The organism is Caballeronia grimmiae (assembly GCF_022879615.1).
Classification (GTDB): Bacteria; Pseudomonadota; Gammaproteobacteria; order Burkholderiales; family Burkholderiaceae; genus Caballeronia; species Caballeronia grimmiae.
The window spans coordinates 1,015,994-1,029,565 of record NZ_CP084272.1 but is presented as its reverse complement, the minus strand read 5'-3'; the positions used below and the strand labels follow the sequence as shown (position 1 = coordinate 1,029,565).

13 protein-coding genes are annotated in these 13,572 nt (G+C 63.0%); 8 read left to right on the top strand and 5 right to left on the bottom strand.

Going from position 1 to position 13,572, the window contains the following annotated elements:
• Window positions 1-318 precede the first annotated feature (318 nt).
• Window positions 319-678, top strand: a complete 360-nt coding sequence (locus tag LDZ21_RS18415; protein WP_035967565.1) for an H-NS histone family protein — start codon at window positions 319-321, stop codon at window positions 676-678.
• Window positions 679-730: 52 nt separating this feature from the next.
• Here the strand turns inward: LDZ21_RS18415 and LDZ21_RS18410 are convergent, their stop codons facing one another.
• Window positions 731-1,141, bottom strand: coding sequence for an RcnB family protein (locus LDZ21_RS18410; RefSeq protein ID WP_244795187.1), 411 nt, complete (start codon window positions 1,139-1,141; stop codon window positions 731-733).
• 261 nt (window positions 1,142-1,402) lie between these two features.
• Here LDZ21_RS18410 and LDZ21_RS18405 point away from each other — a divergent pair, with 261 nt between their 5' ends.
• Window positions 1,403-2,854, top strand: a complete 1,452-nt coding sequence (locus tag LDZ21_RS18405; protein ID WP_244795186.1) for an aldehyde dehydrogenase family protein — start codon at window positions 1,403-1,405, stop codon at window positions 2,852-2,854.
• A gap of 173 nt (window positions 2,855-3,027) precedes the next feature.
• Here the strand turns inward: LDZ21_RS18405 and LDZ21_RS18400 are convergent, their stop codons facing one another.
• Both LDZ21_RS18400 and LDZ21_RS18395 read right to left on the bottom strand, forming a co-directional pair.
• A complete protein-coding gene (locus LDZ21_RS18400) occupies window positions 3,028-3,372 on the bottom strand; it encodes a hypothetical protein (RefSeq protein WP_244795185.1) in 345 nt (114 codons plus the stop codon).
• Between the two features lie 97 nt (window positions 3,373-3,469).
• Window positions 3,470-4,414 (bottom strand): LysR family transcriptional regulator, encoded by a 945-nt coding sequence (locus LDZ21_RS18395; protein ID WP_244795900.1) that lies wholly within the window; start codon window positions 4,412-4,414, stop codon window positions 3,470-3,472.
• 387 nt (window positions 4,415-4,801) lie between these two features.
• Between LDZ21_RS18395 and oxlT the strand changes: the two genes are divergently transcribed.
• The 5 genes from oxlT to LDZ21_RS18370 all read left to right on the top strand — a co-directional run bounded on the left by oxlT (window position 4,802) and on the right by LDZ21_RS18370 (window position 9,336).
• On the top strand, window positions 4,802-6,154 hold the full coding sequence (gene oxlT / locus LDZ21_RS18390; protein ID WP_244795184.1) for an oxalate/formate MFS antiporter: 1,353 nt from the start codon (window positions 4,802-4,804) through the stop codon (window positions 6,152-6,154).
• 11 nt (window positions 6,155-6,165) lie between these two features.
• Entirely contained in the window at window positions 6,166-7,113 is a 948-nt protein-coding gene (locus LDZ21_RS18385) for a LysR family transcriptional regulator (protein ID WP_244795183.1), read from the top strand.
• 158 nt (window positions 7,114-7,271) lie between these two features.
• Window positions 7,272-8,285 carry a 2-dehydropantoate 2-reductase gene (locus tag LDZ21_RS18380; RefSeq protein WP_244795182.1) on the top strand — a complete coding sequence of 338 codons (1,014 nt, stop codon included), beginning with the start codon at window positions 7,272-7,274 and terminating at the stop codon, window positions 8,283-8,285.
• Window positions 8,286-8,399: 114 nt separating this feature from the next.
• A complete protein-coding gene (locus LDZ21_RS18375) occupies window positions 8,400-8,621 on the top strand; it encodes a hypothetical protein (RefSeq protein WP_035967508.1) in 222 nt (73 codons plus the stop codon).
• Complete coding sequence (locus tag LDZ21_RS18370) at window positions 8,611-9,336, top strand: GntR family transcriptional regulator (protein WP_244795181.1); 726 nt, start codon at window positions 8,611-8,613, stop codon at window positions 9,334-9,336. Before LDZ21_RS18375 ends, LDZ21_RS18370 begins: the two co-directional genes overlap by 11 nt.
• A gap of 84 nt (window positions 9,337-9,420) precedes the next feature.
• On the opposite strand, the gene sucD is transcribed toward LDZ21_RS18370, so the two are convergent.
• Entirely contained in the window at window positions 9,421-10,293 is an 873-nt protein-coding gene (gene sucD, locus LDZ21_RS18365; RefSeq protein WP_035967511.1) for a succinate--CoA ligase subunit alpha, read from the bottom strand.
• Window positions 10,290-11,492 (bottom strand): ADP-forming succinate--CoA ligase subunit beta, encoded by a 1,203-nt coding sequence (gene sucC, locus LDZ21_RS18360; RefSeq protein WP_244795180.1) that lies wholly within the window; start codon window positions 11,490-11,492, stop codon window positions 10,290-10,292. Before sucC ends, sucD begins: the two co-directional genes overlap by 4 nt.
• Window positions 11,493-11,801: 309 nt before the next feature.
• On the opposite strand from sucC, the gene LDZ21_RS18355 reads away from it, so the two are divergent.
• Complete coding sequence (locus LDZ21_RS18355; RefSeq protein WP_244795179.1) at window positions 11,802-13,568, top strand: thiamine pyrophosphate-binding protein; 1,767 nt, start codon at window positions 11,802-11,804, stop codon at window positions 13,566-13,568.
• Window positions 13,569-13,572: the final 4 nt, after the last annotated feature.

Sequence of the window (13,572 nt, the reverse complement as noted above, 5' to 3'; positions counted from 1 at the left end):
TCGGAGGAAGATCTCGTTGTTGCAGCCTTTGGCGCACACGGATAGCCGAGAAACCGAAGCAGGTAAGGAACCCTGACGAAGTTCGCTGGACGCGGGCAAGTGAGAAAGACAGCGTGAGCGGGCGGCTCGAATGAACAGTCATTCGTTTGCCGGCAAGCACGCCCGCCGCTCTGCCCGCAAACTCACTTCGTGTTAACCTCTGGTTTTCGCGGCCTCCAACGCCGCGCCTTGCCGCGCGACTCACGCGCTCCCTGCATCGAAACTTTCGCCCCGCCATGCGCGGGCGCTGACATCGCTTACCCGACGCCCGATACGAACATGACGTACAGAAGTCCGCAAGTCGCCGAGTTAATGGCGCAAAGAGAATCGCTCGAAAAGGAACTTGCCGAAGCACGGCGCAAAGAAGAGCGGCTCGCGCTAATTGAAATCGTGGAGAAGATGCGCGAATACGGCATCACGCTAAACGAACTGTTGGGCCGCAAGCCCGAGACGCCGGTTGCCGCGTCCGAGGTCGCCATCAAGTACCGCGACCCGGCGAGCGGCGCAACATGGAGCGGGCGCGGTCGCGCACCGCAGTGGATCGCCGGCAAGGATCGCGATGCGTTCCTCGCCAGCCGGCCCGCGAGCGGCGCATCGGCGCGCGCATCGCAGGCATCGCTGTTCGCGGACGAGGACTGACCGGCAGTCGCGCGATGCCGGCCTAACGCACCGCGCCATTCGGTCTCGCCGCTTACTGCGACAACACCACCTGCGCGATCAGGCCGGTGCCGACCGCCACGAGCAGATAATCCGCGCCTACGCCGACCCACTGATATCCGCGCGGCGGTTGATGCAGGCCGTGGCCGTGCCAGTCATCGACGACATACTGGCGATTGCGATAATCCGCCGACAGACGGTCGCCCTTGCGCCAGTCGGGATGCCCGCGATCGTGGTCCGCATGCTCGTGCGGGCGCGGCGCATCGTGGCCGACCATCACCGGTGCGCGTCCGGGTGCGTGATCGGGACGATGAGCGTCGCCGTGGTCATTGCCATGATCGCTGCCACGATCCGGTCCATCATGCGACGGCTGCGCGAAAGTCGCGCTCGCACCGAGACCTAAGGTTGCGCACAAAAGCGCCGCGATAATTCGATTCTTTTTCATCAAACACTTTCCTCGATAGCTGAGTTGCTGATCGCGGCCCGGCTTGCAACGCCGATAACGACCCGGTGCCACTCTACGTGCTGGCAGTGGGCGCTGCCGTGAGAATGTGTAAGTAACGCTTACTCCGTATTACCGGTGCAATAAAGCAGCCGTTTCAGCGGTCCATACATTCAGGTGAATGCGAACAATAAAAATGTTTTGCTATCGTGAATGGTCTTTCTGGCTCACCATGAAACGATTCGATAAAGCAGGGAGACGGAGATGGAAAGCACTGCGGACCTGAAGCGTTACGAGCTATTGATCGGCGGGGAGTTTGTCGCGCCGAGCGGCGGCGACTATTCGACGAACCTCGATCCCGCGACCGAAAACGCCATCGCCTACGTGGCGCAAGGCACTTCGGCGGACGTCGATCGCGCGGTGCAGGCGGCGCGCGCCGCACTGAAACCGTGGAACGCGATCCGCGCCGCCGAGCGCGGACGCATCCTGATGCGGCTCGCCGAACTATTGCGTGAGAACCAGGAAGAGCTAGCCGCGCTGGAAAGTCTCGATGCGGGCAAGCCGATCGCGGGCGTGCAGCGTCAGGACGTGCCCGCCGCCATCGATACGCTCGCCTATTACGCCGGCTGGTGCGACAAGATCAACGGTCAAGTGGTGCCCGCGCGGCCCGATGCGCTGACTTATACGGTGCGCGAACCAGTCGGCGTCGTCGGGGCCATCGTGCCGTGGAATTTTCCGTTGATGATCGGCATGTGGAAGATCGCGCCTGCGCTCGCATGCGGCTGCACGCTGATCGTGAAGCCCGCGGAAATTACGCCGCTTTCCGCGCTGATGGTTGGCCGGCTCGCGCTCGAAGCAGGCTTGCCGCCGGGCGTGCTCAACATCGTGACAGGGAAAGGCTCCGTCGTCGGCGATGCGCTCGTTGCGCATCCTGGCGTCGACAAGATCACGTTCACCGGCTCGCCGTCTGTCGGGCGCGGCATTCTGCAGGGCGCGGCGGGCAATTTCAAGCGCGTGACGCTGGAGCTTGGCGGCAAATCGGCGAACGTGATTTTCGCCGATGCCAACATCGACAGCGCCGTACGCGCCACGGCGTCCGGCATCTTTTTCAACGCGGGGCAGGTGTGTTCGGCGGGATCGCGCGTGCTGGTGCAGCGCGCCGTTTATGACGAGGTCGTCGAACGTCTCGGGCGGCGGGCGCGAAGCATCAAGCTCGGCGACCCGTCGCAACGCGAAACCAACATGGGCCCGCTCATTTCGGCGAAGCAGATGAAGACCGTGCTCGATTACGTGGACATCGGCAAGGGCGAGGGCGCGTCGCTCGTGGCGGGCGGCAAGCGGTCAGGCGAACGCGGCTACTTCGTCGAGCCGACCGTGTTCGCGAACGTCGAGCACGAGATGCGGATTTCGCAGGAAGAGATCTTCGGGCCGGTCGCGAGCGTGATCCCGTTCGACGACGAAGCCGACGCGCTGCGCATCGCCAACGGCACCGCGTACAGCCTCGCGGCGGGCGTGTGGAGCGCGGATATCGGCCGGGTGCATCGCATGGCGGCGGAGTTGAAGGCGGGCACCGTCTGGGTCAATACCTACGGTTACACCGACGTGCGCCTGCCTTGGGGCGGCTCCGGCGATTCGGGCTTTGGCCGCGAGCACGGCGACGTGGCCATCGAGAACTTTACCGAGCCGAAGGCGGTGTGGGTGGCGTTGACGTCATGAAGAAAGGACGTGGTCTCTCACGGCATGTGTCGTGAGAGACCGCAATCGACTGGAGCGTCTTGCGGGAATTAATTGCGAGCGCAAGCTCGCGAGGGCTGACACCCAGAAGCAAACGCACAAAAGGGGCAGCAACCGCTGCCCCTTTTGTGCGACCTTCCCAGCGCGATATGGAATCAGACTCCCACGCGCTGACCTTCCTCGTTACGCGCACGCCAAAGCCGCGCGCGCTGTGTGCTGTCCTCGTACTGCACGGTATTTTGCCGGCAAGCCTCGATCGTCGAATTTTTCCGCTCGATGATCGCCTGGCAAAGAAACTCCGCGCTGTAAGCCGTCAGCAGATGCGGGCAATGCGTGCCGATGTATTGCGCGAGCTTGCCATAGTCGCTGTCCGCCGATGCCAGCGAGCGATAGGTTTGCGCATCCCACCGGAACATCAGGTCGAGTTCTTCGAAAGCGGTATTGAAGGCGCAGACTTGCGCCTGAATCTCGCGCTCATCGCCAAGCGTTGAATGGATCATGATCGTCTCCTGTATGGCCGTGGGGCATGCATGGAGAATAGGCAACCTGATCCATAGAGGACAGTTAAACTTTCTTCTGCTTCCTATTTGCGATCGCTTATAGGTCAGGCGTGCCGGTCTTGGCGACGATTTGCGTAATGGCTTCGATCTGCGCCGCACCTTCTTCGACAAGAAACTCTTTGAAAGCAAGTGCGACGGGCGGCAAGCGTTTATTGTTCCGATGCACGACGAACCAGTTGAGCATCACGGGAAAACCCTCGATGTCCAGCACGGCGAGCTTGCCGACCTGCAATTCCATGCTGATCGTATGCGCCGATAAAAAACTCACGCCCATTCCCGCAATTACGGCTTGCTTGATCGTCTCCGTACTCGTGATTTCCATCGCGACATTGAGATTGGCGAGCCGCCCCGCAAAGCCTTCTTCCATTGAGTTCCAGGTATCCGAGCCGCGCTCGCGAACGATGAACGGCTCATCGGCGAGGGCTTCCAGCGGAATGTTTTTGCGCCCGACGAGCGGATGATCCGGCGGCGCGACGATCACATACGGATGCGGCGCAAACGATACATTGATCGTATCCATATCGCGCGGCGGCCGAACCATGACGGCCAGATCAGTGAGATTGTCCGTGAGTTGATGCAGCAATTCTTCGCGATTGTGTACCGCCAGATTGAGCCGCACATCGGTATTGCGCCTGGTGAACGCCGCCAGCAAGCGGGGAAAGAAGTAGTCGCCCGCGCTGATCACCGCGACGTTGAGCGTGCCGCCCGAAATGCCCTTGAGGCGGGCCATCGCATCGTCGGCTTCGCGGAATTGCTCGAGAATCGACCTGCTGTAATGGAGCATTTCGTTCCCGGCTGGAGTGAGGTAGATTTTCTTGCCGAGCTGCTCGAAGAGCGGCAAGCCCGCATGTTCCTCCAGTTGTTTCACCTGTGTGGATACCGCCGGCTGCGTGAGATAAAGCTCCTCCGCAGCCCGGGAAAAGCTGAGCCGGCGCGCGACCGTTTCGAAAATTTTGAGTTGACGCAGGGTGGCGTTACGCAGCACGGCTAGCCCTCATCCATTCACGATAGCTAACTTATACAATAAATTTTTTTAACTTTCCCTAATCGTTTTTCTCCCCCACGATGCCTTCACGCCTCTGGAACTTGTAAGCCAGTCGCGAAATTGCAGCACACGAAAGCCTGTAAAGGCTGCATCAATCATCCGGACTCTATTGGGAATCGCTCGAAATGATTCTTCGATCGCCTGACGCGGATGTTGGCCAGATGTGCTACTTCATCGCCCTTCTCGATGTGCGCCGCCACGCCCGCGCCGCGCGTCCCGAACATCTTCCCTGACCGACCGCCTCGCCCGCTGGCGCACCGCGCCCGCGTTCTCGCAGTGCATCAGGCGCCGTACGAGCGCCGATTACAGATAACGGAGACAGACATGGCAAGCGCAGACACGGTTGTGTCCGGGCAATCGCACGGGCGTCATCACAACAGGTGGATTCAGCTAGCGATCGGCATTGCATGCATGGGCCTCGTCGCGAACCTGCAGTACGCCTGGACCCTTTTCGTCGTACCCATGGATGCCAAGCATCATTGGGGGCAAGCGGCGATTCAAACGGCTTTCACCATCTTCATCGTCACCGAGACGTGGCTCGTGCCCGTCGAGGGCTGGCTCGTCGATAAATTCGGGCCGCGCCCGGTCGTGATCGGCGGTTCGATCTGCGCCGCGATCGGCTGGGTCATCGATGCGCACGCGACGAGTCTCGCGCATCTGTACATCGCGGCGGTGATCGCGGGTATCGGCGCGGGCTGCGTGTATGGCACGTGCGTCGGCACGGCGCTCAAGTGGTTCCCGGACAAGCGGGGACTCGCCGCCGGCCTCACGGCAGCGGGCTTCGGCGCGGGCGCGGCGGTGACGGTCATCCCGATCTCGAACATGATCCAAAGCTCGGGCTACGAACATGCGTTCATGTTCTTCGGCATCTTCCAGGGCGTGTGCATCTTCTTCCTCGCCTTGCTGCTCGTGCGTCCGAAGCCGCCCGTCAACGTGGTGCCGGCGAAGCGCGTCGTGTCGACCAAGATCGATTACACCACCGGACAGATGGTGCGCTCGCCGCTCTTCTGGGTGCTGTATCTGATGTTCGTGTTCGTCGCGGCCGGCGGCGTGATCGCCACGGCGCAGTTCGGGCCGATCGCCAAGGAATACGGCTTCGCGAAGATGCCCGTCAACGTGCTCGGCGTGACGCTGCCGCTGCTCGCGATGACGCTGTCCATCGACAATCTGTGCAACGGCTTCACGCGCCCGCTATGCGGCTTCATCTCCGACAAGATCGGCCGCGAGAACACGATGTTCATCATCTTTCTCGGGGAAGGCGTCGCGCTGCTCGGACTGATGGAGTTCGGTCATAACCCGTATCTCTTCATGCTGTTCGCGGCGATGACCTTCCTCTGCTGGGGCGAGATCTTCTCGATCTTCCCGGCGACCTGCGCCGACACCTTCGGCAGCAAGTACGCGGCTGCGAACGCGGGCACGCTCTACACAGCGAAAGGCACGGCGTCGATGCTGGTGCCGCTGGCATCGGTGCTGGCGTCGATCGGTTCGTGGAACGCGGTGTTCATCACGGCGGCGGTGACATCGATCGCGGCGGGACTGTGCGCCAAGTTCGTGCTCGCGCCGATGCGCAAACGCTGGATCGAGAACTCGGCTGCCGAAACGTCGGGCGATGCGTCGGTGAATGCGTCGTTCCAGGCAGGCTGGCCGGAAGCGTCGCGCAACACGTCGGTTCAATAAGAAGGCACGGCATGCGCGACCGTCCGCCCGGCTCCGCGCATGCGCCTTCCGTCTCGCTGCATCAATTGCGATTGTTCATCACGCTCGCGCGCTATCGCAGTTTCACGCGCGTGGGCGATGAATTCGGCATCACTCAATCGGCAGTCAGCCGCGGCATTCGAGAACTCGAAGATGAAATCGCGCTGCGGCTGTTCGACCGGACGACACGCCAGGTCACGCTCACCGATACGGGTCGCAAGCTGTTGTCGCGCATCGCGCCGCTCGTCGAAGAACTGGAGGCCACGCTGCTGCCGCGTGCGCCGGGATCGGGCGAGCCGGGCGTCGTCAATCTCGCGTGCAGTTGCGGTTTGACGGCGAGCGTCCTGCCGCCGCTCTTCGCTTCTTGCCGGGAACGTCTTCCGGATATCACCGTCGTGCTCATGGACCGGCCGCAGAACGCCGTGCTGCAACTCGTGCGTTCCGGCGAGGCGGAACTCGGCGTTGTCATCGCGCCGGACAATCTCGACGACCTCGCGAGCGAGCCGCTCTTTGCAGACGGGCTCGCCGCTGTCGTGAGCGCGTCGCATCGACTGGCCGGGGCACAGCGCGTGGACTGGCAGCAGTTGCGCGGTATGCCACTGCTTCTTCTCGACGATGACACCGGCAGCCTCGCCGCCATCGAAGCCGCGCTGGCGCGATACGCCGTGACTGGCGCGGTCCGCCAGCGGCTCGCGCAACCGGCGGCGGTCGCACGCATGGCCGAAGCGGGGCTGGGCGTCGGCGTCCTGCCGATGCACGCCCGCACCGCCTGTGAAACCGATCGCTTGCGTTTCATCCCGCTCGCACCGGAAGAGTCGCGCACCATCATGCTCGTCCGCCGGCGCGGCCGTGCGTTGCGCGCCAGCGCGGCGAGCGTATGGTGGCACTTCATCGCGTCGTCGACGCATACTCTTATCGCATCCCAGGCGATCGAAGCCTGACCGTTTCCCGGTAGACGCCGATGGATGCCGATCACTGACGCACCGCAGGCGCGGCGTGCGGGTTTCCGCTCGCTCGATTTGCCTTGTTCGGCGTGCACCTGGAATGTAGTATCTTGTATATCAGAAGGCTGAAAGCTACTTACTCCTGGAGACGAACCATGAAGATCTGCGTGTACGGCGCCGGCGCCATCGGCGGTTACATGGGAGCACAGCTTGCGCGTGCCGGAGCCGATGTCAGTTTCGTGGCGCGCGGGCCGCATCTGGCGGCGATGCAGGCGAATGGCGTTCGTCTCCGGATCGACGGGGAAGAGCACACGGTCAAGGTCCGCTGCACGAATAATCCCGCCGAACTCGGCCCGCAAGATTTCGTCATCATCGCGTTGAAGGCGCATTCGGTGCCGGGCGTCGTCGATCTGATGCCGCCGCTGCTCGGTCCCGAGACGGCGATCGTCACCGCAGTGAATGGCTTGCCCTACTGGTACTTCCATGAGCACGGCGGCGAACTGGCCGGCACGACGCTGCAAAGCATCGATCCCGGCGGCCGGCAGTGGAGCGTGTTCGGGCCGGAACGGGCAATCGGCTGCGTGCTGCTGCCCGCCGCGGAGATCGCCGAGCCGGGCGTCATCGAACATCACTACGGCAAGAAGTTTCCGATCGGCGAGCCGAGCGGGCAAATCACGCCGCGTCTGCAGGCGTTGCACGACATCATGGTCGCCGCCGACATGGAAGCGCCGATGCGCGACAACATCCGCGACGAAATCTGGCTGAAGCTGTGGGGCAACCTCTGCTTCAATCCGATCAGCGCGCTGACCCACGCCACCCTCGACGTCCTGACGAGCGATCCCGGCACGCGCGCGCTGTCCAAGGCGATGATGCTCGAAGCCAAAGCCATCGGCGACAAGCTCGGTGTCAATTTCCGCGTGGACGTCGAGCGGCGCATCAACGGCGCGGGCGCGGTCGGCGCGCACAAGACCTCGATGCTGATGGACTGCGAAGCGGGCCGTCCGATGGAAATCGACCCGCTGATTACCGTCGTTCAGGAAATCGGCCGCCTGGTGAAAATCGACACGCCGATGATCGATGCCGTCCTCGCATTGATCAAGTTGCGCGAAGCAGTCAATCAAGGCACGGCACATGCGCTGCCACTCCCGCAGACGCAGAAAGCGGCATAAACTGCACTCGATGGCGCCAGCGTTGTTTCTGATATACAAGATGCAAAATATGTTGCGTCCTGCTGCGACGCAACATATACTGGAGGCTCTTGAGTGATCAACCGGAGCCTTTAAATGAGCATCGCCTTGTTGGTAGTTGTCGGATTCGCGCTGGTGGCCGTGGGTGTGGGCGTTACGTTTGTGATTGCGTCGGCAGTGCCGCAGGACATGTTGCAGCGCGCACAGGATCACGGTCGCTTTGCCGGTCTCGCGGCGGACGATCGGAACGGCGGTTCGGGCAAGCGTGTTATCGCAGACCGGCCGCAAATGGGAAATCAAGCCATCAATGCCATCTGATACTCAATCCGTAGACCGGCCGGAAGTACGGGGACTGACGCTTTCGCTGGAGCCGATCAACGCCACGGTTTCGCTGCGCGATCAGGCGTACGCGAAGCTGCGGCAGGCCATTGCGGAAGCGGACATTTACCGCTCGCGTGAAGAGATCCGTCTGGATGAGAAAGAGCTGACGGAGGCGCTCGGGGTAAGCCGCACGCCTATCCGCGAGGCCATGACGCTGCTGGAGCAGGAAGGCTTTCTGCGCACGGTGCCGCGTCGCGGTGTGTACATCTTGCGCAAGACCAAGCGCGAGATCGTCGAGATGATTCATATGTGGGCGGCGCTCGAAAGCATGGCGGCGCGCCTCGCGACGCAGCGCGCGACGGATGCGGAAATCGCCCAGTTGCGTCACATGTTCGACAACTTCCGCGACACCACGCCTGCCGAGCACATCGACGAGTATTCGGAAGCGAACATCGCTTTTCATCAGGCGATCGTGCGGCTGTCGAAGTCGCAGATCATCTTCGATACGATCAAGAACATCTTCGTGCACGTGCGCGCCATTCGAAAGATGACGATCTCGCAGAGCGACCGCGCGTCGCGCTCGATCGTCGATCACATGCGCATCATCGAGGCGCTGGAAAGGCGCGATACGGAACTCGTCGAGCGTCTCGTCAGGCAGCATTCGCTCGACCTGGCGGCGTTCGTCGAAGCAAACTGCGATTTTCTGGACTAAGTCTGCGCCGGAGTCGGCGGTATCAATTAGAAAGGCCGCGCGGCGTTTGCCGCGCGGCCTTTCTTTTTACGTAGCGACCGCGGTTTAGCGCAGCGCACGCACCATCGTTTCACCGAGCGTCGCGGGAGAATCTGCGACATGGATGCCTGCCGCCCGCATCGCGTCGATCTTTGCGCTGGCCGTCCCCGAGCCGCCCGAAATGATCGCGCCCGCGTGACCCATGCGCCGTCCCGGCGGCGCGCTCGTTCCGGCGATGAACCCGACGACCGGCTTCTTCGTCTTCGCATCCTTCAGGAACTGCGCGGCTTCCTCTTCCGCCGATCCGCCAATTTCGCCGATCATGATGATGCCCTCGGTCGCGTCGTCCGCAAGGAACAGCTCGAGGCAATCGATGAAGTTCGTGCCGTTCACCGGATCGCCGCCAATGCCGATACACGTCGTTTGCCCAAGCCCGGCGGCCGTCGTCTGCGCCACCGCCTCGTAAGTGAGCGTGCCCGACCGCGATACGACGCCGATCTTCCCCGGCTGATGGATATGCCCCGGCATGATGCCGATCTTGCATTGCCCCGGCGTGATGACGCCCGGGCAGTTCGGGCCGACGAGACGGCTCTTCGATCCGGCGAGCGCGCGCTTCACGCGCAGCATGTCGAGCACCGGTATGCCTTCCGTGATGCAGACGATGAACGGCACTTCCGCGTCGATCGCTTCGAGGATGGCGTCGGCGGCAAAGGGCGGCGGCACGTAGATCACCGACGCGTCCGCGCCGGTCCGGGCGACGGCGTCCGCCACCGTGTCGAACACGGGCAGGTCGAGATGCGACGTGCCGCCCTTGCCCGGCGTGACGCCGCCGACCATGCGCGTACCGTAGGCAATCGCCTGCTCCGAATGGAACGTGCCCTGCGCGCCGGTGAAGCCCTGGCAGATGACCTTGGTGTCTTTATTGATGAGAACGCTCATTTGGACTCTCCCACGGCAACGGCGGAAACGATCTTGTCGGCGGCATCGGCGAGATTTTCGGCGGGAATGATCGCGAGACCCGAGGTGCGGAGAATTTCGCGGCCCGCGTCGACGTTGGTGCCCGCGAGACGCACGACGAGCGGCACGTGCAGATCGACTTCCCGCGCCGCCGCCACGACGCCTTGCGCGATGACGTCGCAGCGCATGATGCCGCCGAAAATGTTGACGAGAATTCCGCGCACTTTCGGATCGCGCAGGATCAGCTTGAACGCCGTCGCGACGCGCTCTTGTGTCGCGCCGCCGCCGACGTCCAGGAAGTTGGCCGGCTCGCCGCCGTAGAGCTTGATGATGTCCATCGTCGCCATCGCGAGGCCCGCGCCGTTCACCATGCAGCCGATGTTGCCGTCGAGCTTCACATAGTTCAGCCCGTGTTTCGCGGCTTCGATCTCGGCCGGGTCTTCCTCGTCCTCGTCGCGCAAGGCTTCGATATCCGGGTGCCGGTACAGCGCGTTGTCGTCGAAATTCAGCTTGGCGTCGAGCGCGATGACATCGCCCGAGCCGGTCACGACGAGCGGATTGACTTCGACGACCGACGCATCCAGATCGACGAACGCCTGATACAGCGCCGCGATGAACTTCGACGCCGCCCCGACCTGCTTGCCGGACAGCCCAAGCCCGAACGCGATCTGCCGCGTGTGAAACGGCTGGAGGCCGGTCGCCGGATCGATCGCTACCTTGAGAATCTTCTCCGGCGTGCGGTGCGCCACTTCCTCGATTTCCATCCCGCCTTCCGTCGACGCCATGATTGTGATGCGCGAACTGGCGCGATCGACCAGCATACCCAGATACAGCTCGCGTGCGATGTCGCAGCCTTCTTCGATATAGAGGCGCTTCACTGCCTTGCCCGCCGGCCCCGTCTGTTTCGTGACGAGCACCGACGACAGCATCTTGCGGGCGTTCTCGCGCACGTCATCGACCGATTTCACGACGCGCACGCCGCCCTTGCCATCGGGATCGTTCGAGAAGCGCCCGGCGCCGCGGCCTCCCGCGTGAATCTGCGATTTGACGACCCAGACCGGGCCGCCCAGCGCGGTCGCGGCGTCGGCGGCCTCTTGCGCATCAAAGGCGACGCGGCCCTGCGGGACCGCAACGCCGTACTTTCGCAGCAGCGCCTTCGCCTGATATTCGTGGATGTTCATTGCGTCTCCTTTTGTGATGGCTGTGGCGCGAGAGAACTGCGGGGCGTTCGCGCTAGTATGTGATATATCACATTTCAGTCCACATCAAAAAGGCTGCGGCGGGTGTTCGGGATGCTGCATCGCAGCGTGAAAAACAAGCGGGAACGCAAACCATCAGGCAGAAAGCGATTGATGCGCCGCATCACAGGGTTTTCGCCCCCGCCGGACGCTTGAACTAATACTGTGTGTGGAATATTGTATATCACAGACACCGGGCGGCAGCGCGACGCCTCGTGATCGCACACAACCCCCATCGAGGAGGAGACAACAATGTCCGAAGTCGTCAGCAGCCGTCCCGAAGTCGCTCCGGCCACCACCACCGCCGAAGACACGCTCAAGCAAAAGACTCGCGGCGCGGGCGTCGTTTCGGGCGGCCACCTGGTCGCGCGAGCGCTCAAGAACGAAGGCGTCGATACGATCTTCACGCTGTGCGGCGGCCACATCATCGATATTTACGACGGCTGCGTCGATGAAGGCATCCGCATCATCGACGTGCGTCACGAGCAAGTCGCCGCCCACGCCGCCGATGGCTATGCGCGTCAGACCGGCAAGCTCGGCTGCGTCGTCACGACGGCCGGTCCCGGCTGCACGAACGCGGTGACGGGCGTCGCGACGGCGTTCCGCTCGGAAAGCCCGATCATCCATATCGGCGGGCAGGGCGCGCTCACGCAACACAAGATGGGCTCGCTGCAAGACTTGCCGCACGTCGACATGATGGCGCCGATCACCAAGTTCGCCGCGACCGTGCCGAGCACCGAGCGCGTCGCCGACATGATCTCGATGGCCGCCCGCGAAGCGTTCAACGGCGCACCCGGCCCGGCGTATCTGGAGATTCCGCGCGACGTGCTCGACCGTGAAATCGACGTCACCAAGGCCGTGATCCCGCAGCCGGGGCGCTATCGCGCATCGACGAAATCGGTCGGCGATCCGCAGGACATCGAAAAACTCGCCGATCTGCTCGTCAACTCCGAGCGCCCGGCGATTCTGTACGGCCAGCAAGTGTGGACGGCGCGCGGTCACGAGGAAGCCATCGCGCTGCTGCGCGGCCTCGACATTCCCGGCTATTTCAACGGCGCGAGCCGCGGCTTGCTGCCGCCGGGCGACCCGCATCACTTCGACCGCACGCGCTCGCAGGCTTTCGCGAAGGCGGACCTGATCGTGATCGTCGGCACGCCGTTCGATTTCCGCATGGGTTACGGCAAGCGCATCAGCAAGGATCTGAAGCTGGTGCAGATCGACATGGATTACCGCACGGTCGGCAAGAACCGCGATATCGACCTCGGCCTGGTCGGCGATCCGGGCGCGATTCTCGGCGCGGCGCTGCAGGCGGCGAGCGGGCGTCTCAAGAACGACAAGCGTCAGTCGCGCCAGGCCTGGATGCGCGAACTCGCGGCGGCGGAAGAAACCGCGACCGCCAAGCTGATGCCGCTCTTCACGTCGGACTCTAGCCCGATCCATCCGTACCGCGTCGCGCACGAGATCAACCAGTTCCTGAGCGACGACACGATCTATATCGGCGATGGCGGCGACGTCGTCACGATCTCCGCGCAAGCCGTGCGTCCGCGCCGCCCCGGCCAGTGGATGGACCCCGGCGCGCTCGGCTCGCTCGGCGTCGGCACCGGCTTCGCGATCGCGGCGGGCCTCGCCAATCCCGAGAAAGAAGTACTCTGCTACTACGGCGACGGCGCGTTCTCGATGACCTCGTTCGACATGGAAACGGCCAATCGTTTCGGCGTGCCGTATATCGCGGTCATCGGCAACAACTCGGCGATGAACCAGATTCGCTACGGCCAGCTCGCGAAGTACGGGCAGGAGCGCGGCAACGTCGGCAACCTGCTGTCGGACGTGCCGTACGGACGCTTCGCGGAAATGCTGGGCGGCTACGGCGAGGAAGTGTACGAAGCGTCGAAGATCGCGGGTGCGTTGCAGCGGGCGCGCGAGTCGATCGCCAGGACGGGCAAGAGCGCGGTCATCAACATCTGGGTCGATCCGACCGTGTATGCCCCCGGCACGATGGCGCAGACGATGTACAAATAAACGT

Bases quoted from the DNA above. Each gene is read 5' to 3' on its own strand.
- LDZ21_RS18355 (WP_244795179.1), top strand. From the start codon at position 11,802: ATGTCCGAAGTCGTCAGCAGCCGTCCCGAAGTCGCTCCGGCCACCACC.
- LDZ21_RS18400 (WP_244795185.1), bottom strand. From the start codon at position 3,372: ATGATCCATTCAACGCTTGGCGATGAGCGCGAGATTCAGGCGCAAGTC.
- oxlT (WP_244795184.1), top strand. From the start codon at position 4,802: ATGGCAAGCGCAGACACGGTTGTGTCCGGGCAATCGCACGGGCGTCAT.
- LDZ21_RS18370 (WP_244795181.1), top strand. From the start codon at position 8,611: ATGCCATCTGATACTCAATCCGTAGACCGGCCGGAAGTACGGGGACTG.
- sucC (WP_244795180.1), bottom strand. From the start codon at position 11,492: ATGAACATCCACGAATATCAGGCGAAGGCGCTGCTGCGAAAGTACGGC.
- LDZ21_RS18380 (WP_244795182.1), top strand. From the start codon at position 7,272: ATGAAGATCTGCGTGTACGGCGCCGGCGCCATCGGCGGTTACATGGGA.
- LDZ21_RS18385 (WP_244795183.1), top strand. From the start codon at position 6,166: ATGCGCGACCGTCCGCCCGGCTCCGCGCATGCGCCTTCCGTCTCGCTG.
- LDZ21_RS18375 (WP_035967508.1), top strand. From the start codon at position 8,400: ATGAGCATCGCCTTGTTGGTAGTTGTCGGATTCGCGCTGGTGGCCGTG.
- LDZ21_RS18415 (WP_035967565.1), top strand. From the start codon at position 319: ATGACGTACAGAAGTCCGCAAGTCGCCGAGTTAATGGCGCAAAGAGAA.
- LDZ21_RS18405 (WP_244795186.1), top strand. From the start codon at position 1,403: ATGGAAAGCACTGCGGACCTGAAGCGTTACGAGCTATTGATCGGCGGG.
- sucD (WP_035967511.1), bottom strand. From the start codon at position 10,293: ATGAGCGTTCTCATCAATAAAGACACCAAGGTCATCTGCCAGGGCTTC.
- LDZ21_RS18410 (WP_244795187.1), bottom strand. From the start codon at position 1,141: ATGAAAAAGAATCGAATTATCGCGGCGCTTTTGTGCGCAACCTTAGGT.